Here is a 24825-nt window from a genome sequence, read left to right as displayed (position 1 = left end):
GTTGCCTTAGTGATTAAAATTCTTGTTCCATTTGTTTGGCGCGGCTGACTGCCGCCTGCATGGCCTGTGCCACTATATCGCCAATGTGGTGCTGGTCGAAAACACGTAACGCTTCAGCGGTTGTGCCGCCTTTCGAGGTTACCTGCTCACGCAATTGGCCAATGGTTGTGTCTGTATTGCTTACAACCATTTCTGCCGCCCCTTTTGCGGCTTGCTGAACCAGCTGTCTGGCTTGCTCGTCGCTAAAGCCTTGGCGGATAGCTTCTTGCTGCATCGCTTCCATAAAGCGAAAGAAGTATGCCGGTGCGCTGCCTGCAGCAGCAATCACACCATTAATTTTTGCTTCCTCATCGACACAGCAGACCTCGCCGACGGCTTTCATCAATGCGGTGGCGTAGTGTTTATCCGCCTCCGTGACCTGGCTAGACGCATAGAGCCCGCTCATTCCTTGGCCGACAAGAGACGGTGTATTCGGCATCACACGGATGAGGTTGAGTGTGGTACCTGCCATCTCACACAGACGATGAGTACTGATGCCGGCTGCAATTGAGATCACCAGTTTTGATGACCAATCGACAGCCGATAAATCGCTTAAAACCTGCGCCATTAACTGTGGCTTGACCGCCAAGACAATGACGTCTGCCGCTTGGCAGGCATGCAAGTTATCACGGGTGGTTTGGATGCCATAATCCGTACTCAGCACATCGCCAGGGTGGGCGCTGGGTGATGAGGCCGTTATCGCAGAGGTGGGATAACCTGCACCCACAAGGCCAGCAATGATGGATCGCGCCATATTACCGGCGCCAATAAAGGTAAGGGAGCGATGTTCCATGAAAAGCGTTCCTGTTGTTCTCGTCATTATATTGGTGTTTATCACTACCGCTTCGTTAGCGGTTGTCTCGCGCGCCAAAAATCGCGGTGCCGACACGTACCATGGTGCTACCACACGCAATCGCCGCTTCCATGTCACCACTCATACCCATCGACAAGGTATCGATACTCTCTGTCCGCTCACGGAGGGCATGAAACGCATTGGATAAAGGTTCAAACGCGGCGCATTGGCGCTGATAGTCCGTCTCAGGCTGTGGAATAGACATCAATCCTCTGACATTCAGACCGGGTAGGGCTTGGATGTCTTCAATGAGGGCGATGGCGTTATCCACGGTTAATCCCGACTTTGATGCCTCGCCACTGGTGTTTACTTGTACCAAGACATTGAGCGGAGGTAAATGTGCCGGACGCTGATCGCTCAGGCGTTTAGCAATCTTCAACCGATCGACAGAATGCACCCAGTCAAAGTGCTCTGCAATTAACCGTGTTTTGTTGGACTGAATAGGGCCAATAAAGTGCCATTCAATGCGTGCCTCGGGGTGATGTTCGGCAAAATAATTGACCTTTTCCACCCCTTCTTGCACGTAGTTTTCCCCAAACGCCCGTTGTCCCGCGGTGATCGCATCTGCGATCGCCTCGATAGGCTTGGTTTTGCTGACTGCAATTAATTGCACTGAGTCCGCGAGTCGGCCGCATTTTTGGCTTGCGTGGTCTATCTGTTCCCTGACCTGTTGAATATTGTTCTTAATATGACACATACCTGATTCTGCAAGGAAAATGAATGGATATTAATGAGCTACTTGCGTTTAGTGTAAAGCATCGCGCGTCAGATCTACATCTTTCTGCGGGGGTGTCGCCTATGGTGCGGGTAGATGGCGATATGCGCAAGCTCAGTCTGCCGCCGCTTAGCCACCAAGCCGTGCGCGAATTGGTAATGGCGGTGATGAGCCCTGAACAGCAGCATATTTTTGACAATGCATGGGAAATCGACTTTTCCTTTGAGCTGGACTCGGTGGCACGCTTTCGTGTTAATGCCTTCCATCAGCAACATGGCTGTGCGGCGGTTTTTCGCGTGGTGCCCACCACTGTACCAAGGTTAGAGGATTTATCCGCGCCGCCACTTTTCAGTGAGCTGGCTTCGTTACACCAAGGGCTGGTGTTGGTGACTGGGCCGACAGGCTCGGGGAAATCGACCACACTAGCGGCCATGATTGCCCAGATTAATCACCACCAACAAAAGCATATTCTGACTATTGAAGATCCGATTGAGTTTATCCATCCGTCTCTGCAAAGCTTGGTGAACCAGCGAGAGGTCAAGCGTGATACTCAGTCTTTTCAGCAGGCATTGCGCTCAGCGCTGCGTGAAGACCCAGATGTGATATTGGTGGGTGAGTTACGTGATTTAGAAACCATCAGTTTGGCATTAACGGCGGCAGAAACCGGGCATTTGGTGTTTGCGACTTTACATACCGTCAGCGCCGCTAAAAGTGTTGACCGTATTATTGATGTTTTTCCCGGTAGTGATAAACCCTTGGTACGTTCAATGCTCTCTGCCTCATTGCGGGCGGTGATCTCTCAGCAGCTTGTCAAAAGCATCCAAGGTCAGCGTGTTGCCGCTTATGAAATTATGACGGTGACGTCAGCGATTTGTAACTTGATCCGAGAGGATAGAGTGGCGCAAATCACCTCCATGATGCAAACGGGTGCCGCGCATGGCATGCAGACCATGGCACAAGCGATGGCACAGCTAGAGAACCAAGGCGTGATTGCGCCGCAGGCGGCGATCTCGCCCACTCAATCTGTGTATTGACGCTCGAACCAGCTTTCGATAATCACCACCGCAGATTGGGCATCGACAGCGCCTTTACCCAGGGCCTTATATCCGCCACGGGAAAACAGATCCGCGCGCGCTTCACGCGTAGACAAGCGTTCATCGTGCAGCTCAACCGGGTAGCCGAAACGTCCGTGCAGGCGGTTGGCAAACTTCTTTGCCCTTGGTGTGATGGTCTCTAACGGTTGGCCGTGTAAGTCAAGCGGCAAGCCTACCACCAGATAATCGGGTTGCCAGTCTTTGAGTATGGCTTCAATGTCATCCCAATTTGGGATCCCGTCTCGGGCTTTTAAGGCACATAAAGGGCGAGCGGTGCCTGTTAGCGATTGGCCGATGGCAACGCCAATGCTTTTGACGCCGTAATCAAATCCAATAATGGTTTGTGCGTTCATGCATGTCCTACTTGTGAAGAAAGGTTTGCGGCCTCAATGCCGAGCTGATCGAGCGCTTTTTGCCAACGTTGGTGAACGGGAGTATCAAAAATGACCTTGGGATCGGCTTCCAGTGTTAGCCAGCTATTGTCGGCCAGTTCCTGCTCGAGCTGTCCCGGCTCCCAGCCAGCATAGCCCAGCGCGACCAGAAATTGCTCTGGCTGTTGCTCGGTGCCGAGAATCGAGAGAATATCTTTGGAGGTAGTGACCGATAGCTGATCGGATAGAGGAATGCTGGTGCCATATTCACAGGTTGCAGGATGCAGCACAAACCCTCTGTCCTCAGAGACGGGCCCACCAAACAACACAGGTTGAGACAAGCTCTCTGTGGTGCTTGAAAGGGGGAGCTGGCGCTCGACTTCAATTTGATCCAGCATTTTGCCGACAGACAAATTAATGGGGTGGTTAATCATCAGTCCCATTGCCCCATCATGGCTGTGCTCACAGACATAAATAACACCATGCTGAAAACGGCTATCAGCCATACTGGGCATCGCGATTAAAAAATGATTTTTCAGATCCATATCGCCGTCTCCTGTTGGTACGCGTACATTGAGTATGCGCGAAGATTGATGTTTTAGATAATGAAGGAGGCGCTTTGCCTCCTTTACTTAGGTGCAGCGTCTGGCGATCGCCTCCATCAAGATGTCACCAATTGAAATGTCATACGCGGCGTCAATCTCGCGAATACAGGTCGGACTGGTGACGTTGATTTCTGTTAGCTTGTCGCCAATCACGTCGAGCCCTACGAATATCAGCCCTTTCTCTTTTAATGTCGGTGCGATCGCGCGTGCGATGGCCCAATCCGTCTCTGATAAAGGACGCGCTTCACCACGGCCGCCAGCAGCCAAGTTACCGCGCGTTTCGCCTTCAGCGGGGATCCGCGCCAAGCAATAAGGCACGGGCTCTCCATCAACAACCAAAATTCGCTTATCGCCGTTGCTAATATCCGGCACAAAGGTTTGTGCCATGCAAAAACGTTGACCATGTTCAGTGAGGGTTTCGATGATTACCCCCAAGTTGGGGTCACCTTGTTTCACTCGGAAAATCGAGGCACCGCCCATGCCATCAAGCGGCTTTAAAATCACGTCACCATGTTGTGCTTGGAACGCCCGGATTTCATCAGCGCGGCGAGTGACCAAGGTGGTGGGAGTGTGCTCTGGGAACCAAGCCGTGTACAGCTTTTCATTGCAGTCGCGTAGGCTCTGTGGCTTATTCACAATCAACACACCGGCCTGCTCCGCGCGTTCGAGCATGTAAGTTGCGTAAATATACTCGGTATCAAACGGCGGATCTTTGCGCATCAAAATCGCATCAAATTCCCGCAGTGCGAGGGTTTGCGTTTGCTTGATTTGATACCACTGCTCTGGGTTATCCATCACGGTGACGCTATGAGTGCGGGCGTAAGGGTCACCTTGATGCATCGACATGTCATCCATCTGAATGTAATGCACGTCCCAACCGCGTTTTTGCGCTGCCAGCATCATGGCAAACGTGGAGTCTTTTTTTACACTGATGGCCTCGATGGGATCCATCACTACACCTATTTTCATCATGTTTCTCCTGTTTGCCAGTTAACCCAGATCGCCAAAACGGACCTGCAAGGCCGTGATGGCAGTCAGTGCCGCGGTTTCTGTTCGCAGCACGCGTGGGCCCAATAGGATCTCTTCAAAGTTGTGTTCGCGTGTCATCGCAATTTCGTCATCAGACAACCCGCCCTCCGGACCAATCAGTAAACGTAGCTTTTTCGGAGCGTCAGGAAGCGTGTTGATAGAGTAGGGAGCTCGTGGATGCAAGTTCAGCTTTAAGCCATCAAACGCCTGCTGACACCATGTATCGAGATTGATCACCGGATTAATGGTGGGCACCACATTACGGCCGCTTTGTTCGCAGGCGCCAATCGCGATTTTTTGCCATTGTTGGCGTTTTTTCTCGAGCCGCTCAGTATTGAGCTTGACACCACAGCGAGCCGACAAAAGCGGAGTGATGGTATTCACGCCTAACTCAACAGACTTTTGAATGGTAAATTCCATCTTTTCGCCGCGCGAAATCACTTGGCCCAGTTCAAAGTCAAGCGGAGACTCGACACTGTGTGATTCGCGAGCGGTAATGGTGGCAGACACCTGTTTTTTACTCACTTGTGTCAGTATGGCAGGAAACTGCGCACCACTGCCATCAAAGAGCAGAATGGGCTGCTCTGCCTGCATGCGTAAGACGCGACCGAGATGGTTGGCCGCTTCATCGCTTAAGATCACCGTGCCTTGAGCGGGTAGCGGTGCTGGGTGATAAATTCGAGGAATTCGCATTGTGCTCGTGTTCCATGTTCAAGTCGCCCTCAGTGTAACATGACCAAAGGGACGATAGGCTCTGTCACTACTATGGGGACGAGGGATGAAAAAACAAACTGCTCTGATGCTCAATCGATGCGTGCCAGTTGCTGTTGGCAGCGGTTGCAACGATAGGTGGCTTGGCCGCGCTGTATTTTATTGTGGCGACGAATGGATAAGGCGACAGGCCCGCAGTCACAGTGGTAAGCAAAGGTTTTGCCTTGTACGGCGCTGATATCAAGCTGGTGGGTGGTATTGGCAGGGGCGTTAAATACCTGAGCCATTAGGTGACGCCACTCTGCGCCATGAGGCTTCACTCGGCCATGCAGCGCGAAGGCGACTAAGTGACAGATCTCGTGAGGGATCACTTCGTCAAAAAAGATCTCTGGTGCTTGCTGTAAAAGGACAGGGTTAAACCGGACGCGCCATTGCGTGGGATGCGCAGTACCAGCGGATTTCCCCCGCAGTGTAAAGCCAACCACGGGGTAGGTCAGCTGAGTGCCTAATTGTTGGTTAGCCACATCAATACATTGATGCGCGCGTGTGAGCGCCGCCTGCTGTAATGCATAAGATGATTTTTCTAGGCTGCCGTAAGCACAAGACATAAGTGGTCGTCCTTGCTGCCATCAAAAAAGGGAAGCCGAGGCTTCCCTTAAAAGCACTGAGTTACCCAAGGTTACCCGAGCTTGGCAAAGTCGCGCAACAGCTCCGCTTTGTCGGTTTTCTCCCACGGGAAGATATCGCGTCCAAAGTGGCCATACGCTGCGGTCTGCTTATAGATAGGTTGTAATAAATCCAGCATCTCTTGCAGGCCATACGGACGTAAGTCGAAGTGCTCACGCACCGCTTTGATGATCACCTCTGGCGCGACTTTTTCAGTACCGAAGGTCTCAACCATGATGGAAGTCGGCTCGGCCACGCCAATCGCGTAAGACAGTTGAATTTCACAACGGTCGGCAAGGCCTGCGGCAACAATGTTTTTGGCTACATAGCGCGCGGCGTAAGCGGCTGAGCGATCAACTTTTGAGGGATCTTTCCCCGAGAACGCCCCGCCACCGTGACGGGCTGCACCGCCATAGGTGTCAACAATGATCTTACGGCCTGTCAAACCACAATCGCCCATCGGGCCGCCAATCACAAACCGGCCCGTTGGGTTGATGAAATACTTGGTATCCTTGGTCAGCCATTCTGCGGGCAACACAGGCTTGATGATTTCTTCCATCACCGCCTCGCGTAGATCGTCGGTTGAAATGCTGTCGCAATGCTGTGTTGAGAGCACGACGGCATCAATACCGGCAATTTTGCCGTTGTCGTAGGCGAAAGTGACTTGGCTTTTCGCATCTGGGCGTAACCAGTCTAAGGTGCCATCTTTGCGCACTTGCGCTTGGCGCTCCACCAATCGGTGTGAATAGGTGATAGGGGCCGGCATCAGCACATTGGTCTCATTGGTGGCAAAGCCAAACATGATCCCTTGGTCGCCAGCGCCCTGATCTTTCGGGTCGGCGCGATCAACCCCTTGGTTGATGTCTGGGGATTGTTTACCAATGGTATTCAATACCGCACAAGAGTTGGCATCAAAGCCCATATCAGAATGGACATAACCAATATCTTGGACGGTTTGACGAGTAAGCTCTTCAATGTCGACCCATGCCGAGGTCGTCACTTCCCCGCCTACCATTACCATGCCAGTTTTAACATAGGTTTCGCAGGCAACGCGTGCTTTGGGGTCTTGCTCAAGGATGGCATCCAAAACAGCATCAGAAATCTGATCTGCGATTTTATCAGGATGGCCTTCAGAGACGGACTCTGAGGTAAACAGGTGCTTAGCCATGTGACACTCTCATTGATTATCAGGGAAACTGACGATACGTACTCAGGCGTATCATCGATCATCTCAGATGTTTTAACTTCTAGACGTCTATTTTATTCGCAATTGTGATAAACGCAAGTCGGTTGATGCATATGGGTGTGTCTTAAGGTATAGCAAAACTGGCTGAGGCACGCTTACACCTCATGGCATGCTTGCTGTGGCTGCACTGAACACCATGGTGAGGGAACCGCTTCTTGCAGCCAGTGGACCAGAGATTCAACACGCAGAGGAAGGCGGCCAGTGCTGCAGTAAATACGCAACGGAATAGGTGCTGAGGCCCAGTTAGGCAAGCAGCGGGTAATTCTATCAGGATGATGGTGTTGATAGCCAGTGGCGCTCCAAGTTGGTAGCAATCCAACGCCTTGCCCATCAGCGATGGCATCTAACTGAATCGCTATCATGTCGCAATTAAAGCGGCTAGGCATGGCGCTTAAGTGGTAGGTATTGTCGTGATCATAGAGTGTTAATCCTTGACGGCGTAGGGCAAATACATCTAGCCAAGGGTGTTCATCGAGCATGCTAGGATGCGTAAATGGGCCATATTGGCTGATATAGTCTGGTGCAGCGTAAATGCCATATTGCCAATGGCCGAGTTGATATGAGCGGCAATTGACCGGCAGCATGATGTCTCCTGCCCAGATAATAAGATCGGCCGACTGAATGCGTTGTGCGCTGACTTCGCTCGTTAATGTAATGGATACTTTGGGGTGCTCAGCGAGAAAGCGACTGATCAATGGAGCCGCCCAGCCGCGCATCATGCCGGGATGGCAAATCACCTCTATCGATCCTTGAAGGTAATTATTTAAATTCTGTATTGCCTCTTCGCTTTTTTCCGCTAGCTCAAGTATTTGATGACAGTACTGCGCAAAAACAGTGCCCGCTTTTGTCAAGACCAGTCTATTGCCTTGTCTCTGTGTTAAAGGTTGTCCTAGGTCGGCTTCAAGCTGAGCTAAGCGACGACTCACCGTTGACTTAGGTTGTCCTAATGCCCTGGCGGCGGCCGTGAGGCTTTGATGATGGCATAAAGCCGCAAACGAACGGATCGAAGAAAAATCCTGCATAACTGTCCTTTTAACGCCAGTAAGACGTCACATCAGCTGTCCGGAAGGAGATAAACCATCTCGTTCTATAGATGGAACGAGATGTTCCTTTTATGGGGCTAGGCGTCTGCGCATCTATGTGAATAATTCTCAATGAACAAATGATAATTATTATCACAAAATGGAGTTGATTATGTCCAGTTGTCTTCGTCCCGTTGTTATCGGGATGGTATTAGCCGGTATACCTGTGAGTGCCATTCATGCGGCAGAAGCAGGCGATCAAAATACGGAAACCATGGTGATCACTGCCTCGGGGTTTGAACAAGCCACGGCAAAGGCGCCAGCGAGTATCAGCGTGATTAGTCGCGATCAGCTCGAAGATCGTTATTATCGTGACGTTACAGACGCACTAAAGCGTATTCCAGGCGTAGTGGTCACAGGGGGCGGTGATACCCAGGATATCAGTATTCGTGGAATGGGCTCCAAGTATACCCTGATGCTGGTGGACGGAAAGCGTATGACGAGCCGGGAGACACGTCCGAATAGCGATGGTCCTGGCATTGAACAAGGCTGGTTACCTCCCCTTCAAGCGATTGAACGTATCGAGGTGATTCGGGGGCCGATGTCGACTCTTTATGGCTCTGACGCCATCGGTGGGGTGATTAATATTATTACCCGTCGAGAACAACACGAATGGCATGGCAACGTGCAATTAAGCACCTTACTCCAAGAGAAACGTGCATCAGGTGATGAACAAAGCGCTAATTTTTACCTTTCTGGCGCCTTGAGCGATAAGCTTGGGATGACGGTATCGGGTCAAAGCGTTCAACGCCAAGAAGACGATATTCTCTCTGGTTACGAGGACAAATCTTTACGTAGTCTTTCTACCTCGTTGACCTATGACGCTAGCGATTATCAACAGTGGACCTTGGACTTAGGCGCGAGCTCGCAAGAGCGAAATGGCCACATAGGTAAAACCGTTCCCACGGATGATAGCCAGTGTCGACGCAAAAAATGTGAAAACAGCAACAATGAATATCGACGGCAATCAATCGCCCTTGGGCATGAAGGGCATTGGACGTGGGGCTGGTCAGATTCACATTTACAGTACGAGCAAAGCCGTAATAAAAGTCGTGAAATGACAATTAAGAACACCGAATTTAAAACCCGTCTGATACGTGATTTTGAAACACACACTTTGACGGTCGGTGGCTCAGTAAACAAGGCGAAGTTGGAGGACTTTACCTCGAATAAAGCGTCGAGCCAAACTGAGATTGACAATACACAAGCGGCTTTGTTTGTCGAAGATGAGTGGCGTGTGGTTGAGCCATTTAGCCTGACCCTCGGCTTGCGTGTCGATCATGATGAAAACTACGACTACCACGCCAGTCCACGGGTGTATGGCGTGTATCAACTTAATAGCAACTGGGTCGTGAAAGGCGGCGTGGCGACTGGCTTCCGTTCACCGCAACTGCGAGAAATTGCCCCAAATTGGGCGCAAGTGAGTCGCGGGGGGAATATCTATGGCAACCCGGATCTGGAGCCTGAAACCTCTGTAAACTCAGAAGTCAGTATCAACTACCAAGGCGATACGGGAGTCAGTGGATCGTTAACCGCATTCCATAATGACTTTGAAGATAAGATCACCCGAGTGACCTGTCCAACCTCGGTGTGCACGGATGGCTCCAACCAGTTTGGCGCAGATCCAACCTATCGGATTAACGTCGACGAAGCGGTCACTCAAGGGATTGAAGCGAGCCTATTCGTGCCAGTCACGGAGACGGTTGATGTGAGTGCCAGCTATACCTATACCGATTCAGAGCAAAAAACCGGTGATTATAAGGGGCAGCCGTTAACGCAAATACCCCAGCAGCTCGCATATGGTGAGGTTAATTGGCAAGCCACTGAGAGGCTGAGCCCTTGGGTGAGTGCGACCTACCGTGGCGAAGAAATGGATCCTGTGACAGGCCCATCATCTCGCAGCAATATAGAGCCAAGTTACACCTTGGTTGATGCCGGGATGAACTACCAGCTCAGCGATGCCATCGAGCTTCAAGGCGCGGTCTATAACCTATTGGATAAAACGCGTGAGTATGAAGACTACGGTTATATCAGTGATGAACGCCGCTATTGGTTAGGACTGAATATCAGCTTCTAACGCATGAGAAAAGGTGCGCTTTTACGCTATAGAATGGCGCAATCCTAACACTGCCACGCCCGTCTCGGACTCTACCGGACGGGCGTTTTTTTGCTGCATTTTATTCCTAGGTAGCGTGAGAAGAGTCACACAACACGTGCGTCTTTTACGTGCTTGAGATACACTGTGCATCATCGTTAAACGAGCACCGATGGACATGGCATTAAGAGTCGCAATTAATGGATTTGGTCGTATAGGGCGCAGTGTATTGCGAGCCCTGTATGAAAGTGGCAAGCACGATCGCATTCAAGTGGTCGCGATTAATGAGCTCGCAGAGCCCGAGGCGATGGCGCATCTGCTGCAGTATGACTCAAGCCATGGTCGATTCGGCTGGCCAGTGTCCTATAACCAAGAACACCTTTTTGTCGCCACCGACAGCATTCGCTTGCTTCATTTGCCGGAGCTGCAGCTTTTACCTTGGCGCGATCTGGATGTGGATATTGTGCTCGATTGCACGGGCAAGTTTGGTACACGCGAAGACGGTGAGGCCCATATTGCTGCGGGCGCTAAAAAAGTCCTTTTCTCTCACCCCGCCAGCCAAGACGTGGACAGAACCGTTATTTACGGGGTCAATCATGACGCATTGACCGCCGATGATCGTATTGTTTCTAATGGTTCTTGTACCACCAATTGTATCGTCCCGGTGATTAAAGCCTTGGATGAGCATTTTGGTATTGAGTCGGGGACAATTACGACCATTCACTCGTCGATGAATGATCAACAAGTCATCGACGCGTATCACTCCGATCTTCGTCGCACACGTACTGCCAGCCAGTCTATTATTCCTGTGGATACCAAACTGCATGTTGGAATTGGTAGGATTTTTCCGAAATTTTCTGACAAATTTGAAGCGATTTCTGTCCGCGTGCCGACGATAAACGTGACAGCAATGGATTTAAGTGTCACTGTACGTACTAAAGTGAAAGTTAATGACGTAAATCAAGCTCTGCAGACGGCATCTCGATGTACATTAGACGGTATACTGGATTATACCGAAGCACCCTTGGTATCGATCGACTTTAACCACGACTCACACAGCGCCATTGTCGATGGGTCGCAAACACGGGTCAGTGATCACCAGCTGATTAAAACGCTGGTTTGGTGCGATAACGAGTGGGGCTTTGCCAACCGAATGTTAGATACCACACTTGCGATGGCGTGATAGACGTAAGCGTGGGTGGGGTGTTGCCCTGATTAAGTCAGTTTCAATTTGCAACCTTATAGCGAGGACCATATGTCTGTAATTAAGATGACCGACTTAGATCTTGCCGGAAAGCGTGTGTTTATCCGTGCTGATCTGAACGTGCCAGTCAAAGACGGTAAAGTTACCTCTGATGCACGTATTTTGGCATCACTGCCTACGATTAAGCACTGCCTAGAAGCAGGCGCGAAAGTCATGGTGACGTCTCACCTAGGCCGCCCTGAGGAAGGTCAGCCTGAAGACCAGTACTCACTACAACCTGTTGTGAACTACCTGGATGACGCACTCGATTGTAAGGTCAGCCTCGCGAAAGACTACCTAGACGGTCTTGAGCTTAACGCCGGTGAACTGGTGGTGCTTGAGAACGTTCGCTTTAATAAAGGCGAGAAGAAGAACGACGAAGCGCTGTCTAAAAAGTATGCGGCACTGTGCGATATTTTTGTGATGGACGCATTTGGTACTGCGCACCGCGCGCAAGCATCAACCCATGGTGTGGGCACGCATGCGCCTGTGGCTTGTGCTGGTCCATTGCTGGCCAACGAGCTTGACGCGTTAGGCAAAGCGATGGATAACCCTGCACGTCCAATGGTCGCCATTGTGGGTGGGTCAAAAGTATCTACTAAACTGACAGTGCTGAAATCACTGTCAACCGTTGCTGACCAGCTGGTTGTAGGCGGTGGTATTGCTAACACCTTTATCGCAGCTGACGGCCACAATGTCGGCAAATCGCTGTATGAGGCAGACTTGGTCGATACGGCGAAATCCTTAATGGAAGAGTGCCACATTCCTGTCGCAACCGACGTAGCATGTGCGAAAGCGTTTGATGAAAACGCGGAAGCAGAGATCAAGCGCGTTGAAGATGTGCAAGACGACGACATGATTTTCGACCTCGGTCCTGAGTCTACCCAAGCGTTGGCGGACATTTTGAAAAATGCCAAAACCATTCTGTGGAATGGCCCTGTTGGCGTGTTTGAGTTTAAAAACTTTGAAGCGGGCACAGCAGGCATTTCAAAAGCGATCGCAGAGTCTGAAGGCTTCTCTGTTGCGGGTGGCGGCGATACCCTTGCAGCCATTGACAAGTTTGGCATCCAAGCTGACGTGTCTTACATCTCAACCGGCGGCGGTGCGTTCCTAGAGTTTGTTGAAGGCAAACCTCTACCTGCGGTAGAAATGCTGGAAGCACGCGCCAAAGACGCATAAATCAGATAATAAAACGGGAGTGACGTCTCCCGTTTTTGCTTTCGTTTGACTACAATAGGCCGAGTCGTAAACGATTGCACCAGATTGATAAAGGTGCACTGCATCTTTACTCAGTTCAGCAAAGACAACCCGAGTTAATAGGACAAGAGCCATGTCTAAAGTTTTTGATTTTGTAAAACCTGGCGTTATCTTTGGCGATGACGTTCAGAAAGTATTTGAAGTTGCCAAAGAGAACAAGTTTGCATTGCCTGCAGTCAACGTGGTTAACACTGACTCAATCAACGCAGTGATGGAAGCCGCGGCGAAAGTAAAAGCGCCAGTGGTTATCCAGTTCTCTAACGGTGGTGCGGGTTTCTTCCCGGGCAAAGGTCTGAAACTAGAAGGCCAAGAAGCGCAAATTAAAGGCGCTGTTGCCGGTGCGAAGTACGTTCATGCCATGGCTGAAGTCTACGGTGTGCCTGTGATCATGCACACTGACCACGCTGCGAAAAAACTGCTACCTTGGATTGATGGTCTGCTCGACGCTGGTGAAGCCTTCTTCAAAGAGCACGGCAAACCACTTTTCTCTTCTCACATGATTGACCTTTCTGAAGAGTCTCTAGAAGAGAACATGGAAATCTGTGCCGAGTACCTAGCGCGCATGGACAAAATGGGCATGACGCTAGAAATTGAACTGGGTATCACCGGTGGTGAAGAAGACGGCGTTGATAACAGCGATGTTGATACTGCTGACCTGTACACCAAGCCAGAAGAAGTGGCTTACGCGTACGAAAAACTGTCTGCTGTAAGCCCTCGATTTACCATTGCCGCTTCATTCGGTAACGTTCACGGTGTTTATAAGCCAGGTAACGTGGTACTTAAGCCAGAAATTCTACGTGAATCACAGGCTTACTGCTCAGAGAAATTTGGTCTGCCGACCAATGGTCTGAACTTCGTCTTCCATGGCGGCTCGGGTTCTTCAGAAGAGCAAATTCAAGAATCCATTGGTTACGGTGTGATTAAAATGAACATCGATACCGATACCCAGTGGGCGACATGGGATGGTATTCGTCAGTACTACCAAGACAACGAAGGTTACCTGCAAAGCCAAATCGGTAACCCGAAAGGTGACGACCAACCAAACAAAAAATTCTATGACCCACGCGTTTGGCTACGTAAAGGTCAAGAGTCTATGGTTGCGCGCTTGGAGCAAGCTTTCAAAGACCTCAACGCGATTGACGTCCTGTAAACGTCTCAACAGTGTTGAATTAAAGCCCGCCATTTGGCGGGTTTTTTTATATCTGCGTGATACCGACTCGTCTCATTGGGTAGAGATTTTGCGTGATTGAGATAGACAGCGACCAGTAAAAGGCTGTTAACATAGGGTTACCGTTTATCCCAACTTGAAGAGGGAAAAGTGAATGAGTGAGGAAAACACAGTGGTAGAGGGTGCTAAGTGGGCACAGACCTGGCTGATGGATAATCAAGATCTGTTGACGCAGTACGGAGTGAACATTATTTCCGCGCTATTGATCTTGGTGATTGGTAACCTTGTCGTTAAAGGTTTAGCTAACTCCATGGCGGGTGTCATGCGTAAGCGCAACATGGATAACGCGGTGGTGGAGTTTATCCATGGTTTGGTGCGTTACTTACTGTTTGTCATCGTTTTAATTGCAGCATTAAGCCGCGTGGGTGTGCAAACCGCGTCTGTGATTGCCATCTTAGGTGCCGCAGGTTTAGCCGTGGGTCTTGCTTTACAAGGCTCGTTGGCAAACTTTGCCGCTGGGGTCTTGATTGTGATGTTCCGTCCGTTCAAATCGGGCGATTACGTCGAATTGGCCGGAGTGGCTGGCTCTGTCGAGTCCATTCAAGTGTTCTCTACAGTGCTCACCACCCCTGACAACAAAATGGTGGTGGTGCCAAATGGCTCGGTGATTAGCAGCCCTATCACGAACTATTCCAAGCACGCGACACGCCGCATTGACTTGACGATTGGCGTGGCGTACAGCGCGGATTTGAAGAAGACCAAAGCGGTGCTAACCAATATCGTCACTCAACACCCCTTGATTCTGAAAGATCCTGAGCCCAATGTGGCGGTGATGACGTTAGCCGATTCATCGGTCAATTTTGTGGTGCGCCCTTGGGTGAAAACAGAAGACTACTGGAGTGTTTACTTTGAGCTGCTGCCAACCATCAAAGAAGCACTGGACGAAAATGGTATTGAAATTCCATTCCCGCAAATGAGTGTTCACTTCGAGCGCGGCGAGAGCCAAGCGTAACCTCACGGCAGGCGACCGTCATTATGGATGCGGCAGCGTGGCCGCATCCCTGTTTTTTAACCGGCCAGTAAACGTGCGTACAGGCCGAGGGCGAGCTTACCGGCCACGAATAGCATCATACTTGCCATGAGTAGGTCGAGCAGCCGTCGAATAGAGGGGGTGGATAGCCACGGTGACAAGCGTGCTGCCCCTGCCGATAAGCCGTAAAACCAAAGGCATGATCCCATTAATGCGCCGATGGTAAAGGCGACCCGCTCATCGAATGCGAACTGACCACCGATCGCGCCTAACACCACCACGGTATCCAGATAAACGTGCGGATTAAGCAAGGTCACCGCTAATGCGCCAATGATCACTGCACGGCGGCCTCGACTCATGGTGGGGGCTTCCATTGACGCCTCTTGGTTGTGCTGACGTGCGCTTTGGATAAACTGCCACGCGTAGACACTCAAAAAGCCGATCCCCGCGAGCGTGATGGTATTGAGCAGTATGGGGTAACTTGCTAATAAGGCCCCTCCGCCAAAAATCCCACTTGAGATCAAGATGATATCGCAGACAAAGCAAATCGATGCCGTGGTCATATGGTGCTCACGACTAATCCCTTGGTTGATCACATATGCGTTTTGCGCGCCAATCGGAATAATCATGGTCAGGCTCAAACCTAACCCCTGAAGTGCGACTAAAAAACTGCTCACCCTGTATTCCTTTTATCTCCGAGTATGGCTCTCACTTTAAGCAGGAATGCCTATTAAGTGAACTTAAATATATTTATGGTTAATTAGCTAAACTAATAAGGAGAGCGAGATGGATTATCGAGGCGTGGAAGCCTTAGATGCGGTGATTTCCTGGGGAAGTTTTGAACGTGCAGCCGCGGCATTGTTTATCACCCAGTCAGCGGTGTCACAACGCATCAAGCAGTTGGAGCGACAAATCGCCCAGCCTGTGATGGTACGCGAGCAACCGCCAAAACCCACAGCGATAGGCCAGCGCCTGTTAGGGCTTTATCGACGCGTGCAACTGCTGGAGCAAGAAACCTTGCCCGAGTTGGCGCCGAGTATTGATGGATCAGCCTTGTCAGTGTCGATTGCCACCAATGCAGATAGTTTAGCCACTTGGCTGCTTTTGGCACTTGCCCCGCTGACCACCCATCAAGCGATTGACTTTAATCTATTGGTAGAAGACGAGAGCCGTACACTCAATAAAATGCGCAGTGGTGAAGCGGTTGCGGCGATCAGTACCGATTCCACGCCGATGCATGGTTGTGACTGTCGCTATTTAGGTACCATGGACTACAGTTGTGTGGCCACGCCGTCATTTGCTCAGCGTTACTTTGCCGATGGGATTGATAGAGAAGCGTTAATGGCAGCGCCAGCGGTGATCTTTGATGCGCATGATGATATGCACGCGGACTTTTTGGCGGCCCACTATGCGATGCCTGCTGCGGGCTGGCGCCGGCATATTGTTCGCTCGTCGGAGGCGTTTGTCGCCATGGCGTTGCAGAGCATGGCCTATTGCCTGATCCCAAGGGTAATGGTTTCGGAGCAGTTAGCCGACGGGCGATTAGTGGACGTGATGCCGGGAAAAGTCGAATCACGCCATTTATACTGGCACTTTTGGGCAATGGAAAGTGGCGTATTGGCCGAGATCACCCATGCCTGTCAGCTCGCCGCGCAGGAAGCACTCGCCCAATATTGACACAACGTTGACGTTGGCTCGGGAGCGTTTTTCGTTTTTAGGCGTCTGACAGGTGTGACTTACTATTATCGGGTTCCAAAGGAGAGACTATGCACAAATTTAAAGCAATGCTTTGCCTAACTAGCGCCTTGGTGACAGCACCGGCGGCGATGGCCAATATTGATTTTCCGCATTTGGACATTACCGGTGTCGGTGAAGTGACGGCTGCACCTGATATGGCCACGATTGACGTGGGGGTGGTGACCGAGCGAAAAACCGCAAAAGCGGCAAAAGCGGCATCGGATAAAGCGGTGACTGCCTTTATCGACAGGCTGGCCGCACAAGGAGTGACGCGCGAACAGATTGAGAGCGCGCACATTCAACTATCACCGCGCTACCAACATAGCAAAGACAAAGCGCCTGAATTGGTAGGCTATCGCGCAGAGCGCCAAGTTACCGTGACCCTCAACCAGCTCGACAAGTTGAATGCCGTTTTAGATGGGGCGCTGGGCGAGGGGATTAACCGAATCCGGCAAGTACAGCTAACCAGCAGTGACCAGTCGGCATTGAAAGATAAAGCGCGTGAGGCGGCGGTCAATGATGCAAAAGAAAAAGCGGAATCGCTCGCGAAAAGTTTGGATATGCGTGTTGATGGTGTCTGGCAAATTCGCTATCGGTCCAGCAATCCGCGCCCTGTGATGATGAATGCCGAGATGCGCAGCGGCAGCGCCGATGTCGCCGCAAGCTACCAAGATGCAACCATGCAGGTGCGTGACCAGGTTGATATTATTTTCCGCCTTGATGACTAATAGCGTCGTCGGTCACCACGATCAAAAAAGGGCGCTGATGCGCCCTTTTTTACCATTGATTCGGTGTTTGAATCCTATGCCGTTGGGTTAATTGGTTTCCCATCCGCATCGGTGGTTTCACTTTCTTGCTTGCCATTACGGCGCGCCAGACGTTGTTCCCAGTAATCGGCATTCTTGATGCCAAGCTTAACGGGATCAAAGGTGTAGGTTTCTACCCCTCTGGCCTGTTGCTCTTCATAATCTTTCAGCGCCTTAAGGGCTGGCTTAGACATAAAGAAGATGATGATGATGCCAACAATGTTTAACCATGCCATCAAACCCACACCGGCATCACCAAACGCCCATGCCAAGTTCGCACTCCGCACACAGCCATAGAACACGGCGGACATCAGCACCACTTTCAGCGCAAACATCATACCTGGCACCTTGATAGTGCGACGCAGGTAAGCAATGTTGGTTTCGGCAATGTAGTAGTAGGCCAAAATGGTGGTAAAGGCGAAGAAGAAGAGTGCAAAGGCGATAAAGGGTTTACCTAAGCCAGGCATTGCCGCTTCAATTGCCAGCTGGGTAAACTCAGGGCTGTTTGCCGCGACCGAAGACGCCAAGTTTTGCACGATATAGGCTTCACCTGGACCATGGACGTTGTAAGCACCGGTGATGATGATCATAAACGCGGTTGCCGAGCAAACCAGCAAAGTATCGATGTAAACCGAGAAGGATTGAACCAGGCCTTGCTGAGCCGGGTGATCCACGTTGGCAGCCGCCGCCGCGTGTGGCCCTGTCCCTTGACCCGCTTCGTTGGAGTAAACACCACGTTTAACCCCCCAACCAATGGCTGCACCCGCACCTGCCATCGGTGTGAAGGCATCGCCGATGATCATAGAAACCACGGCTGGAATTTCACTAATGTTCAGTAGGATGATGACAAACGCAATAATGATGTACGCCAGCGCCATGAAAGGCACGACGATTTGCGTAAAGTGGGCAATACGTTTAACACCACCGAAAATGATGAAGCCGAGCACGATAGAGATAAAGGCACCGGTAATCACTTTCGAAACTTCGAGCGCGCCGAACATCGCGGTATCAACCATGGCACCAGAGCCAAACGCAGTTTCAACGGCATTACCGATGGCGTTAGATTGCACCCCAGGCAGCATGACACCACAGGCGAGTAAGGTCGCGAGAGCGAAGAGGATGGCATACCATTTTTGTCCCATCGCTTTTTCGATGTAGTAAGCGGGGCCACCACGGAACTCACCATTGTCTTCTTCTTTATAGATCTGGGCCAACGTTGACTCGGTATAGGCGGTTGCTGCGCCTAGAAAGGCAACGACCCACATCCAGAATACCGCGCCTGGGCCACCAAAGCCGATGGCGGCAGCGACGCCAGCGATATTACCTGTACCGACACGGCCAGAGAGTGATACCGCCAAGGCTTGGAACGAGGAAATCCCTTTGGTTGAGCTTTTCCCTGAAAAGAGGAGTCGCCACATTTCGGTGAAGTGACGGATTTGAACAAAGCGCGTCAGTATGGAGTAAAACAGTCCCGCACCCAAACAGGTGTAAATCAGAACCGGACTCCATATGATGCTATTTAAGAAATCGACAAACGATTGCATAGTGAGTTCCTTCTACTGTGTTTGCATCATGATTTTGTTGTTAGTGCGAATAGCATCTTAAACTGATTTGCTGCTCAATTGTTAATATTTTGTGTCATTACATTGCGCGATGTGTGAATCTGATCGTTTTGTGCTCAACAAAATGGGCGTCGATAGCGAAAAAAAGGAGGCCTTTTCGGGCCTCCTTGAGTAATGTCTTATATATCAACCAGTCAGTGAAGCTGATAGGTGTCTAGTTCTATTTGCGTTTTTTGGGCTTTTTGACTTTGCTCGAGTTTTTAACGCTTTGCTTCTTTTTTTTCTTCTTATGCTCTGCTTTTTTATGTTTTGGTTTCAAGCCATCAATGGTTCGCTCTTTAATCTCTTCATCCATGTAACGCATGATCCTATCCATCATCGGCTGGTCATGGGCTTCGACCAGTGAAATCGCAGAGCCTTTCTTACCGGCACGTGCTGTGCGGCCTATGCGATGTAAATACACATCGGCGGTTCGCGGAAGATCATAATTGATCACATGGGTGATATCTGGGACATCAATACCGCGTGCCGCGACATCCGTGGCCAGCAGTACCTTCACCTTTCCTTCACTAAACCGGTTAATCGCATTGTTACGTTTCGCTTGTTGCATTTCACCTTGGATCCAGGCGCAATCCAGTTGTTGTGACTGCATATAGTCACGAAGCTCCGCCAAGCGTTCACGTGTTTTAATAAATACAATCGCGCGTTCTGCCTGTTCGGTAACAATGGATTTAAGCAAGGCGCGTTTATGCTCCAAATCATCACAGCGGTGATACCACTGGGTGATTTTTTTACGCTCGCGGCGTGGAGGTGTCACATCCACCAATTCAGGGTTATCTAGCAGATTATCGGTAAAGCCTGCTACACCGCGGCCTTCTAGTGTGGCGGAGAACAACATGGTTTGACGACGGCGCTGGCACTCATCAGACAGTCGGTTGACCGCATTCGCAAACCCCATATCTAGCATCCGGTCTGCTTCATCTAAGATCAGGCATTCAACGGCGCGGCAATCGAACCGCTCGGCTTCAATGTACTCCATCAAACGGCCAGGCGTTGCCACCACAATATCCTGTGTTTTACCCAGTTGCTCCGCGTGCTCTTGGTATGAAATCCCGCCGGTAATGGTGAAGATTTTTAGGCTAGTGTTTTGCGCCAAGGCTCGAGCTTCATCAGCAACCTGAATGGCTAACTCACGCGTGGGGGTGAGAACCAGTACGCGACCTGGTCCTGGCTTTTGCCGTGGGAAGTCGAGTAGGTGCTGCAACATGGGCAGCAGAAAAGCAGCCGTTTTGCCGGTGCCTGTCGGGGCTGAAGCGAGAATATCGCGCCCATCCATACCGTGGGGGATAACCTCTGATTGGATCAGCGTAGGGCGCTGATAGCCCATATCGTCAAGTGCACTGAGCAGTTCAGGATCCAGCTCGAGTTCGGCAAAGCTTCGCACAGGTAATTCTCCAAGGATAGTTAAGCGCGGTATTATAGACGCAAATAGTGTAAATGGGCAGCGCGCCCAAGGCCAATGATAGCGAGACGCTGCTCGATTCGGCTTACGAGAGTTTAAGGTAAAATGCTCGCGTCAGATCGGCAAAAGCCTGCGTGTAGGTGCCATCTTGCTCGCGCATGGCGATCGTATCAGATCTGACTGCGCCCGTCGTCGGGCTAAGCGTGAATAATACGCGAGAGGGCGCTTTTTCTGGTGTGGCACTGACCAACACGTGGCGGTGTAAAAAAAGCCCGTATGCTTGTGCATTCTCAATGAATGCATTTGCTTCTTTGGTGGGCAAAATCAGATCCGCACACCCTGTGGGGGCGAGTAACCGCTTTAGACAGGCAATAAGCGCGGGGTGGCTTAAGGTGCTGGTATGTCTGGCAACGGCCCGTTGTTGGTTGCTTGAAGGCGCACCACTGGTGAAATAGGGAGGATTGCAGACAATATGTTGCCACTGTTCGCGACAGGCAAAATCGTTGATATCACCGTGGTGCAATTGGATTTGCGCGGCAAACCGTGACGCTCTCACATTTAACGTGGCGCAGTGAAAGGCGGACGGGTCGTACTCGACCGCGGTCAGCGACAAGGATGGAAAACGTTGTGCCAACATCAATGCCAATAAACCGGTTCCCGTTCCGATATCCAAGCTATTGCTCGCCGTCCCAGGCTGAGACCACGCGCCCAGTAGTACACCGTCCGTACTGACTTTCATGCCACAGTCACCGTGGTCGATAACAAATTGTTTAAAGCGAAATTGGCTCATTTGTCCTGCACTCTGGCGACTTAGCGGCATCAAGGGGTAGCATTTTTTGCTTTTGTGTAACCACAATGTTATCGATCTTGATCGTTAAAAAATGCCATGGATAACATGATAGCTAGTTTATTGAGCTGATTGTTATTGCTAAAGCAGAAGATCACAAGGTTTTTTGTCAATGCCTTTACTGTGGCTGTGAACTTCTTCATTATTCTGCGTTCTGCCCATCGTCTGAAACAAAATATTATAAATGAGCGTTTCAGCTGGGTGAAACATTATTCATTGCAAACACCATCTCAAGCTGTAGGTATACATCGTGACTAAGCGTTTAAAATTAGTAGATATTTTAGCGTTAGGTTTTATGACCTTTGCCTTTTTCTTAGGCGCTGGAAATATAATCTTTCCTCCACAAGCTGGCATGTTAGCCGGTGATCATTACACCGCCGCGATGATCGGATTTTTGATCACAGCGGTCGGTCTTCCTTTAATCGGTATTATTGCGGTTGCAGTCGCAGGCGGTGGCTGGAAAGGCCTCACCCGTGATTTGCCAACGGGTGTCGCGACACTGATGGCCGTGCTGATTTTTATCATTATTGGGCCTGCTTTTGCCGCACCTCGTGCCGGACTCGTTGCCTATGAAATTGGTTTTAAACCGTTTTTATCTGCACCAGGACAACTAGAACTAGGCGCTTTCTCTGTCGTTTTCTTTGCTGTCGCGATGTTTTTCTCTCTTTCTCAAGGCAAACTGATTGATACCATCGGTAAGTTCTTGACGCCTCTGCTCTTCGCGGCGCTCGCGATTTTGGCTATCGCAGTCATTATCAATCCTCAAGGCGAAGTGGTTGCCGCGCAGGGTAGCTATGTTGAGAACGCGCTGACAACCGGCTTTTTGGAAGGTTATAACACCATGGATACCTTTGCGGCCTTGATGTTCGGCATGTTAATTGTCGATGTGATCCGCAAAAAAGGTATCGAGGACAACAAAGCAACCTGCATGTACCTGATTTATGCCGGTATTATTGCTGCAGCTGGACTGGCGTTTGTGTACGTGTCGCTGTTCTACTTGGGCTCAACGGCCAGTGCAGTGGCGCAGGGGACGCAAAACGGTGGCGAAATCATGGCCGCTTACGTGGATGCACTGTTTGGGCCGGTGGGACAAATGATCCTCGCGGCGATCATTGGCCTTGCGTGTTTGACCACTGTGATTGGGTTGGTCAGCGCGTGTGCTGATTACTTTAGCTCGCTCACATCATGGACCTACCGTCGCTGGGTGGTGGTCGTGGCTACTGTCTGTGCGGTGGTGGCTAATGTGGGCCTAAAGCAGCTTATCGCCATTTCTATTCCGGTCTTGTTCGCATTATACCCAGTTGCGATTGCACTGATTGGCTTGACCTTCATTCGCCGTTGGTTGCCAAATCCAGCGCTAGGCTATCGCCTCGTGTTGGGCGTGGCATTGCTGTTTAGCTTGCTTGATGCGGCGAAAGTCATGGGCGCCGATATGAGTGCCTTTAACTTCCTGCCGCTGTTTGATGTCGGCATGGCATGGCTGCTGCCCACATTGGTGGCAATGGGGGTGGCAAAGTTTGTTGGCTCACGTGATGATGCCCTAGCAGAAGCCTAATGATATTAACCGCTACATGGTAGCCAAGAAAAACCGCGCTGGTTGAGCGCGGTTTTTTTATGTCTGTTTGTTAAACAGGCGGATCATCAGAGTAACGCTTGATATTCGACGAGCACTTGTTCGCACCAGTTTTGGATACGCTCGTCGCTGAGCTCGTATTCAGAGTCTTCATCGAGTGCAAGACCGACAAAGTGTTTGCCATCCTCAGTCACGGCCTTTGACGCGTCGAAACGGTAACCTTCGGTGGACCAATAACCAATAAACTGAGCGCCACAGCCTTGTAGCTGCTGGTGGAGCATACCCATGGCATCGAGGAACCACTCGGCATAGCCTTCCTGATCACCCAAACCAAAGAGGGCAATGACTTTGCCTTGTAACTGAAGGCTATCAATATCTTGCCAAACCGCTTCCCAATCTTCTTGTAACTCGCCAAAGTCCCAAGTCGAGATCCCAAGTAACAGCAGGTCATAATCTGCCATTTTGGCGAGCGGTGTTTCTTTGACATTGTGTAGATCGACCAAGTCATCACCGATAAAGTCACGGATTTTCTCCGCTGCCATTTCGGTGTAGCACGTGGTAGAACCATAAAAAAGACCGATTTTCATAGCGCGACTCGTTTGTGTGTAATGGGCGCAGTTTACCTGCTCAACGGTAATTTGATCCAGCAAGTGCAGGCGACATTTTGTATAATAGCCGCCGGCCATTACGCCGAGAATGGGCGTGCTTTTTCTGATGGATAACCAAGTGAGCTGAACGTGACGAACAACATTGAACTCATCGAACAGTTTTTGGATGCAATGTGGATGGAGCGCGGGCTCTCCGAAAACACCTTGACCTCCTATCGCACCGATTTACTCAAGCTGTGTCATTGGCTCGATAGCCGTGCATTGGTGGCCGTCAGCAAGCAAGATTTGCAAGACTACCAATATTGGTTGCATGAACAGGGCTACCAATCGAGCTCACGTAGCCGCATGGTGTCGGCGTTGCGTCGGCTTTTTCAATATGTATACCGACAGAAATTGCGCCCCGACGATCCCAGCGCCACGTTAATCAGTCCGAAACAGCCCAAGCGGCTGCCGAAAAATCTGACAGAAGAGCAAATCGATGCCTTATTAACCGCCCCCAATGCGGACGATCCGCTTGAGCTCAGAGACAAAGCCATGTTAGAGCTTTTGTATGCCACAGGTTTGCGTGTCACGGAGCTTATCGGACTGACCATGGAAAATGTAAGCTTGCGTCAAGGTGTGGTGCGAGTGTCTGGTAAAGGAGATAAGGAGCGCTTGGTACCCATGGGAGAGTCTGCGGTGGATTGGCTGGAGCACTATTTGGCGTATAGTCGCCCAGTATTGCTGGGAGAGACCAGTACCGATGTTTTTTTTCCAAGTAAACGTGCCCGTCAGATGACCCGTCAAACCTTTTGGCACCGCATCAAGTATTACGCGCAGTTGGCGGGGATCGAGACGGAGGATCTCTCTCCCCATGTTTTACGTCATGCGTTTGCGACCCACTTGCTCAATCATGGGGCCGATTTACGCGTGGTGCAGATGTTGCTTGGACACAGCGATTTGTCAACGACGCAAATATACACCCATGTGGCCACCGAGCGTTTGAAGCAGCTTCATCAAACACACCACCCACGCGGCTAACCGATA

At 50.7% G+C, this 24825-nt stretch carries 24 protein-coding genes; 10 read left to right on the top strand and 14 right to left on the bottom strand.

What is annotated here, in order from left to right; all coding sequences use genetic code 11:
• Positions 1-13 precede the first annotated feature (13 nt).
• The gene (proC, locus tag N8M53_RS10885) at positions 14-832 is read right to left on the bottom strand and encodes a pyrroline-5-carboxylate reductase (RefSeq protein WP_269578795.1); all 819 of its coding nucleotides are present in this window, start codon (positions 830-832) and stop codon (positions 14-16) included.
• A gap of 55 nt (positions 833-887) precedes the next feature.
• Entirely contained in the window at positions 888-1589 is a 702-nt protein-coding gene (locus N8M53_RS10880) for a YggS family pyridoxal phosphate-dependent enzyme (protein ID WP_269578794.1), read from the bottom strand.
• Positions 1590-1612: 23 nt separating this feature from the next.
• Between N8M53_RS10880 and N8M53_RS10875 the strand changes: the two genes are divergently transcribed.
• On the top strand, positions 1613-2641 hold the full coding sequence (locus tag N8M53_RS10875) for a type IV pilus twitching motility protein PilT (protein WP_269578793.1): 1029 nt from the start codon (positions 1613-1615) through the stop codon (positions 2639-2641).
• Here N8M53_RS10875 and ruvX read toward each other — a convergent pair.
• From ruvX to N8M53_RS10840, 7 genes are all read right to left on the bottom strand, one after another.
• Positions 2626-3054 (bottom strand): Holliday junction resolvase RuvX, encoded by a 429-nt coding sequence (gene ruvX, locus N8M53_RS10870; protein WP_046075064.1) that lies wholly within the window; start codon positions 3052-3054, stop codon positions 2626-2628. The genes N8M53_RS10875 and ruvX overlap by 16 nt on opposite strands.
• Positions 3051-3617 (bottom strand): YqgE/AlgH family protein, encoded by a 567-nt coding sequence (locus N8M53_RS10865; protein WP_269578792.1) that lies wholly within the window; start codon positions 3615-3617, stop codon positions 3051-3053. The genes ruvX and N8M53_RS10865 overlap by 4 nt, the downstream gene beginning before the upstream one ends.
• 87 nt (positions 3618-3704) lie before the next feature.
• A complete protein-coding gene (gene gshB / locus N8M53_RS10860) occupies positions 3705-4649 on the bottom strand; it encodes a glutathione synthase (protein WP_269578791.1) in 945 nt (314 codons plus the stop codon).
• Between the two features lie 18 nt (positions 4650-4667).
• Positions 4668-5399, bottom strand: a complete 732-nt coding sequence (gene rsmE / locus N8M53_RS10855; RefSeq protein WP_269578790.1) for a 16S rRNA (uracil(1498)-N(3))-methyltransferase — start codon at positions 5397-5399, stop codon at positions 4668-4670.
• Between the two features lie 110 nt (positions 5400-5509).
• Entirely contained in the window at positions 5510-6025 is a 516-nt protein-coding gene (locus N8M53_RS10850; protein WP_269578789.1) for a SprT family zinc-dependent metalloprotease, read from the bottom strand.
• A 71-nt stretch (positions 6026-6096) separates the two neighbouring features.
• Entirely contained in the window at positions 6097-7251 is a 1155-nt protein-coding gene (gene metK / locus N8M53_RS10845; RefSeq protein WP_077606492.1) for a methionine adenosyltransferase, read from the bottom strand.
• A 173-nt stretch (positions 7252-7424) separates the two neighbouring features.
• On the bottom strand, positions 7425-8351 hold the full coding sequence (locus N8M53_RS10840; RefSeq protein ID WP_269578788.1) for a LysR family transcriptional regulator: 927 nt from the start codon (positions 8349-8351) through the stop codon (positions 7425-7427).
• A gap of 172 nt (positions 8352-8523) precedes the next feature.
• Between N8M53_RS10840 and N8M53_RS10835 the strand changes: the two genes are divergently transcribed.
• The 5 genes from N8M53_RS10835 (at position 8524) to mscS (ending at position 15186) form a co-directional block, all read left to right on the top strand.
• On the top strand, positions 8524-10488 hold the full coding sequence (locus tag N8M53_RS10835) for a ligand-gated channel protein (RefSeq protein WP_269578787.1): 1965 nt from the start codon (positions 8524-8526) through the stop codon (positions 10486-10488).
• Between the two features lie 196 nt (positions 10489-10684).
• A complete protein-coding gene (gene epd, locus N8M53_RS10830; protein ID WP_077578346.1) occupies positions 10685-11689 on the top strand; it encodes an erythrose-4-phosphate dehydrogenase in 1005 nt (334 codons plus the stop codon).
• 72 nt (positions 11690-11761) lie between these two features.
• On the top strand, positions 11762-12928 hold the full coding sequence (locus N8M53_RS10825; protein WP_046075071.1) for a phosphoglycerate kinase: 1167 nt from the start codon (positions 11762-11764) through the stop codon (positions 12926-12928).
• A gap of 151 nt (positions 12929-13079) precedes the next feature.
• The gene (gene fbaA, locus N8M53_RS10820; RefSeq protein WP_046075072.1) at positions 13080-14156 is read left to right on the top strand and encodes a class II fructose-bisphosphate aldolase; all 1077 of its coding nucleotides are present in this window, start codon (positions 13080-13082) and stop codon (positions 14154-14156) included.
• A 172-nt stretch (positions 14157-14328) separates the two neighbouring features.
• Positions 14329-15186, top strand: coding sequence for a small-conductance mechanosensitive channel MscS (gene mscS, locus N8M53_RS10815; protein ID WP_046075073.1), 858 nt, complete (start codon positions 14329-14331; stop codon positions 15184-15186).
• Positions 15187-15242: 56 nt separating this feature from the next.
• Here the strand turns inward: mscS and N8M53_RS10810 are convergent, their stop codons facing one another.
• On the bottom strand, positions 15243-15833 hold the full coding sequence (locus N8M53_RS10810; protein ID WP_269580032.1) for a LysE/ArgO family amino acid transporter: 591 nt from the start codon (positions 15831-15833) through the stop codon (positions 15243-15245).
• Between the two features lie 157 nt (positions 15834-15990).
• On the opposite strand from N8M53_RS10810, the gene N8M53_RS10805 reads away from it, so the two are divergent.
• Together N8M53_RS10805 and N8M53_RS10800 are read left to right on the top strand one after the other, a co-directional pair.
• Positions 15991-16881, top strand: coding sequence for a LysR family transcriptional regulator ArgP (locus tag N8M53_RS10805; RefSeq protein ID WP_269578786.1), 891 nt, complete (start codon positions 15991-15993; stop codon positions 16879-16881).
• A gap of 89 nt (positions 16882-16970) precedes the next feature.
• The gene (locus N8M53_RS10800; protein ID WP_269578785.1) at positions 16971-17669 is read left to right on the top strand and encodes an oxidative stress defense protein; all 699 of its coding nucleotides are present in this window, start codon (positions 16971-16973) and stop codon (positions 17667-17669) included.
• A 74-nt stretch (positions 17670-17743) separates the two neighbouring features.
• Here the strand turns inward: N8M53_RS10800 and N8M53_RS10795 are convergent, their stop codons facing one another.
• From N8M53_RS10795 to N8M53_RS10785, 3 genes are all read right to left on the bottom strand, one after another.
• Positions 17744-19291, bottom strand: a complete 1548-nt coding sequence (locus tag N8M53_RS10795) for an alanine/glycine:cation symporter family protein (protein ID WP_077459005.1) — start codon at positions 19289-19291, stop codon at positions 17744-17746.
• A 238-nt stretch (positions 19292-19529) separates the two neighbouring features.
• Positions 19530-20696, bottom strand: coding sequence for an ATP-dependent RNA helicase SrmB (srmB, locus tag N8M53_RS10790; RefSeq protein ID WP_269580031.1), 1167 nt, complete (start codon positions 20694-20696; stop codon positions 19530-19532).
• A 160-nt stretch (positions 20697-20856) separates the two neighbouring features.
• Positions 20857-21561, bottom strand: coding sequence for a tRNA1(Val) (adenine(37)-N6)-methyltransferase (locus N8M53_RS10785; RefSeq protein ID WP_269578784.1), 705 nt, complete (start codon positions 21559-21561; stop codon positions 20857-20859).
• A 307-nt stretch (positions 21562-21868) separates the two neighbouring features.
• Between N8M53_RS10785 and brnQ the strand changes: the two genes are divergently transcribed.
• The gene (brnQ, locus tag N8M53_RS10780) at positions 21869-23173 is read left to right on the top strand and encodes a branched-chain amino acid transport system II carrier protein (protein WP_420066587.1); all 1305 of its coding nucleotides are present in this window, start codon (positions 21869-21871) and stop codon (positions 23171-23173) included.
• A gap of 86 nt (positions 23174-23259) precedes the next feature.
• On the opposite strand, the gene fldB is transcribed toward brnQ, so the two are convergent.
• Positions 23260-23778 (bottom strand): flavodoxin FldB, encoded by a 519-nt coding sequence (gene fldB, locus N8M53_RS10775; RefSeq protein ID WP_269578783.1) that lies wholly within the window; start codon positions 23776-23778, stop codon positions 23260-23262.
• A gap of 192 nt (positions 23779-23970) precedes the next feature.
• On the opposite strand from fldB, the gene xerD reads away from it, so the two are divergent.
• Positions 23971-24819: a site-specific tyrosine recombinase XerD gene (gene xerD, locus N8M53_RS10770; protein WP_269580029.1), complete on the top strand. Its 849-nt coding sequence runs from the start codon at positions 23971-23973 to the stop codon at positions 24817-24819.
• Positions 24820-24825 lie beyond the last annotated feature (6 nt).

Origin of the sequence: Salinivibrio kushneri (genome assembly GCF_027286325.1) — a bacterium.
Taxonomy (GTDB): Bacteria; Pseudomonadota; Gammaproteobacteria; order Enterobacterales; family Vibrionaceae; genus Salinivibrio; species Salinivibrio kushneri_A.
Note: the sequence above shows the minus strand (reverse complement) of the source record. Positions and strands in the feature narration are given on the sequence as shown.

Coding starts and splice junctions, on each gene's coding strand:
- proC (WP_269578795.1), bottom strand. CDS start 832: ATGGAACATCGCTCCCTTACCTTTATTGGCGCCGGTAATATGGCGCGA.
- N8M53_RS10880 (WP_269578794.1), bottom strand. CDS start 1,589: ATGTGTCATATTAAGAACAATATTCAACAGGTCAGGGAACAGATAGAC.
- N8M53_RS10875 (WP_269578793.1), top strand. CDS start 1,613: ATGGATATTAATGAGCTACTTGCGTTTAGTGTAAAGCATCGCGCGTCA.
- ruvX (WP_046075064.1), bottom strand. CDS start 3,054: ATGAACGCACAAACCATTATTGGATTTGATTACGGCGTCAAAAGCATT.
- N8M53_RS10865 (WP_269578792.1), bottom strand. CDS start 3,617: ATGGATCTGAAAAATCATTTTTTAATCGCGATGCCCAGTATGGCTGAT.
- gshB (WP_269578791.1), bottom strand. CDS start 4,649: ATGATGAAAATAGGTGTAGTGATGGATCCCATCGAGGCCATCAGTGTA.
- rsmE (WP_269578790.1), bottom strand. CDS start 5,399: ATGCGAATTCCTCGAATTTATCACCCAGCACCGCTACCCGCTCAAGGC.
- N8M53_RS10850 (WP_269578789.1), bottom strand. CDS start 6,025: ATGTCTTGTGCTTACGGCAGCCTAGAAAAATCATCTTATGCATTACAG.
- metK (WP_077606492.1), bottom strand. CDS start 7,251: ATGGCTAAGCACCTGTTTACCTCAGAGTCCGTCTCTGAAGGCCATCCT.
- N8M53_RS10840 (WP_269578788.1), bottom strand. CDS start 8,351: ATGCAGGATTTTTCTTCGATCCGTTCGTTTGCGGCTTTATGCCATCAT.
- N8M53_RS10835 (WP_269578787.1), top strand. CDS start 8,524: ATGTCCAGTTGTCTTCGTCCCGTTGTTATCGGGATGGTATTAGCCGGT.
- epd (WP_077578346.1), top strand. CDS start 10,685: ATGGCATTAAGAGTCGCAATTAATGGATTTGGTCGTATAGGGCGCAGT.
- N8M53_RS10825 (WP_046075071.1), top strand. CDS start 11,762: ATGTCTGTAATTAAGATGACCGACTTAGATCTTGCCGGAAAGCGTGTG.
- fbaA (WP_046075072.1), top strand. CDS start 13,080: ATGTCTAAAGTTTTTGATTTTGTAAAACCTGGCGTTATCTTTGGCGAT.
- mscS (WP_046075073.1), top strand. CDS start 14,329: ATGAGTGAGGAAAACACAGTGGTAGAGGGTGCTAAGTGGGCACAGACC.
- N8M53_RS10810 (WP_269580032.1), bottom strand. CDS start 15,833: ATGATTATTCCGATTGGCGCGCAAAACGCATATGTGATCAACCAAGGG.
- N8M53_RS10805 (WP_269578786.1), top strand. CDS start 15,991: ATGGATTATCGAGGCGTGGAAGCCTTAGATGCGGTGATTTCCTGGGGA.
- N8M53_RS10800 (WP_269578785.1), top strand. CDS start 16,971: ATGCACAAATTTAAAGCAATGCTTTGCCTAACTAGCGCCTTGGTGACA.
- N8M53_RS10795 (WP_077459005.1), bottom strand. CDS start 19,291: ATGCAATCGTTTGTCGATTTCTTAAATAGCATCATATGGAGTCCGGTT.
- srmB (WP_269580031.1), bottom strand. CDS start 20,696: ATGGGCTATCAGCGCCCTACGCTGATCCAATCAGAGGTTATCCCCCAC.
- N8M53_RS10785 (WP_269578784.1), bottom strand. CDS start 21,561: ATGAGCCAATTTCGCTTTAAACAATTTGTTATCGACCACGGTGACTGT.
- fldB (WP_269578783.1), bottom strand. CDS start 23,778: ATGAAAATCGGTCTTTTTTATGGTTCTACCACGTGCTACACCGAAATG.
- xerD (WP_269580029.1), top strand. CDS start 23,971: ATGTGGATGGAGCGCGGGCTCTCCGAAAACACCTTGACCTCCTATCGC.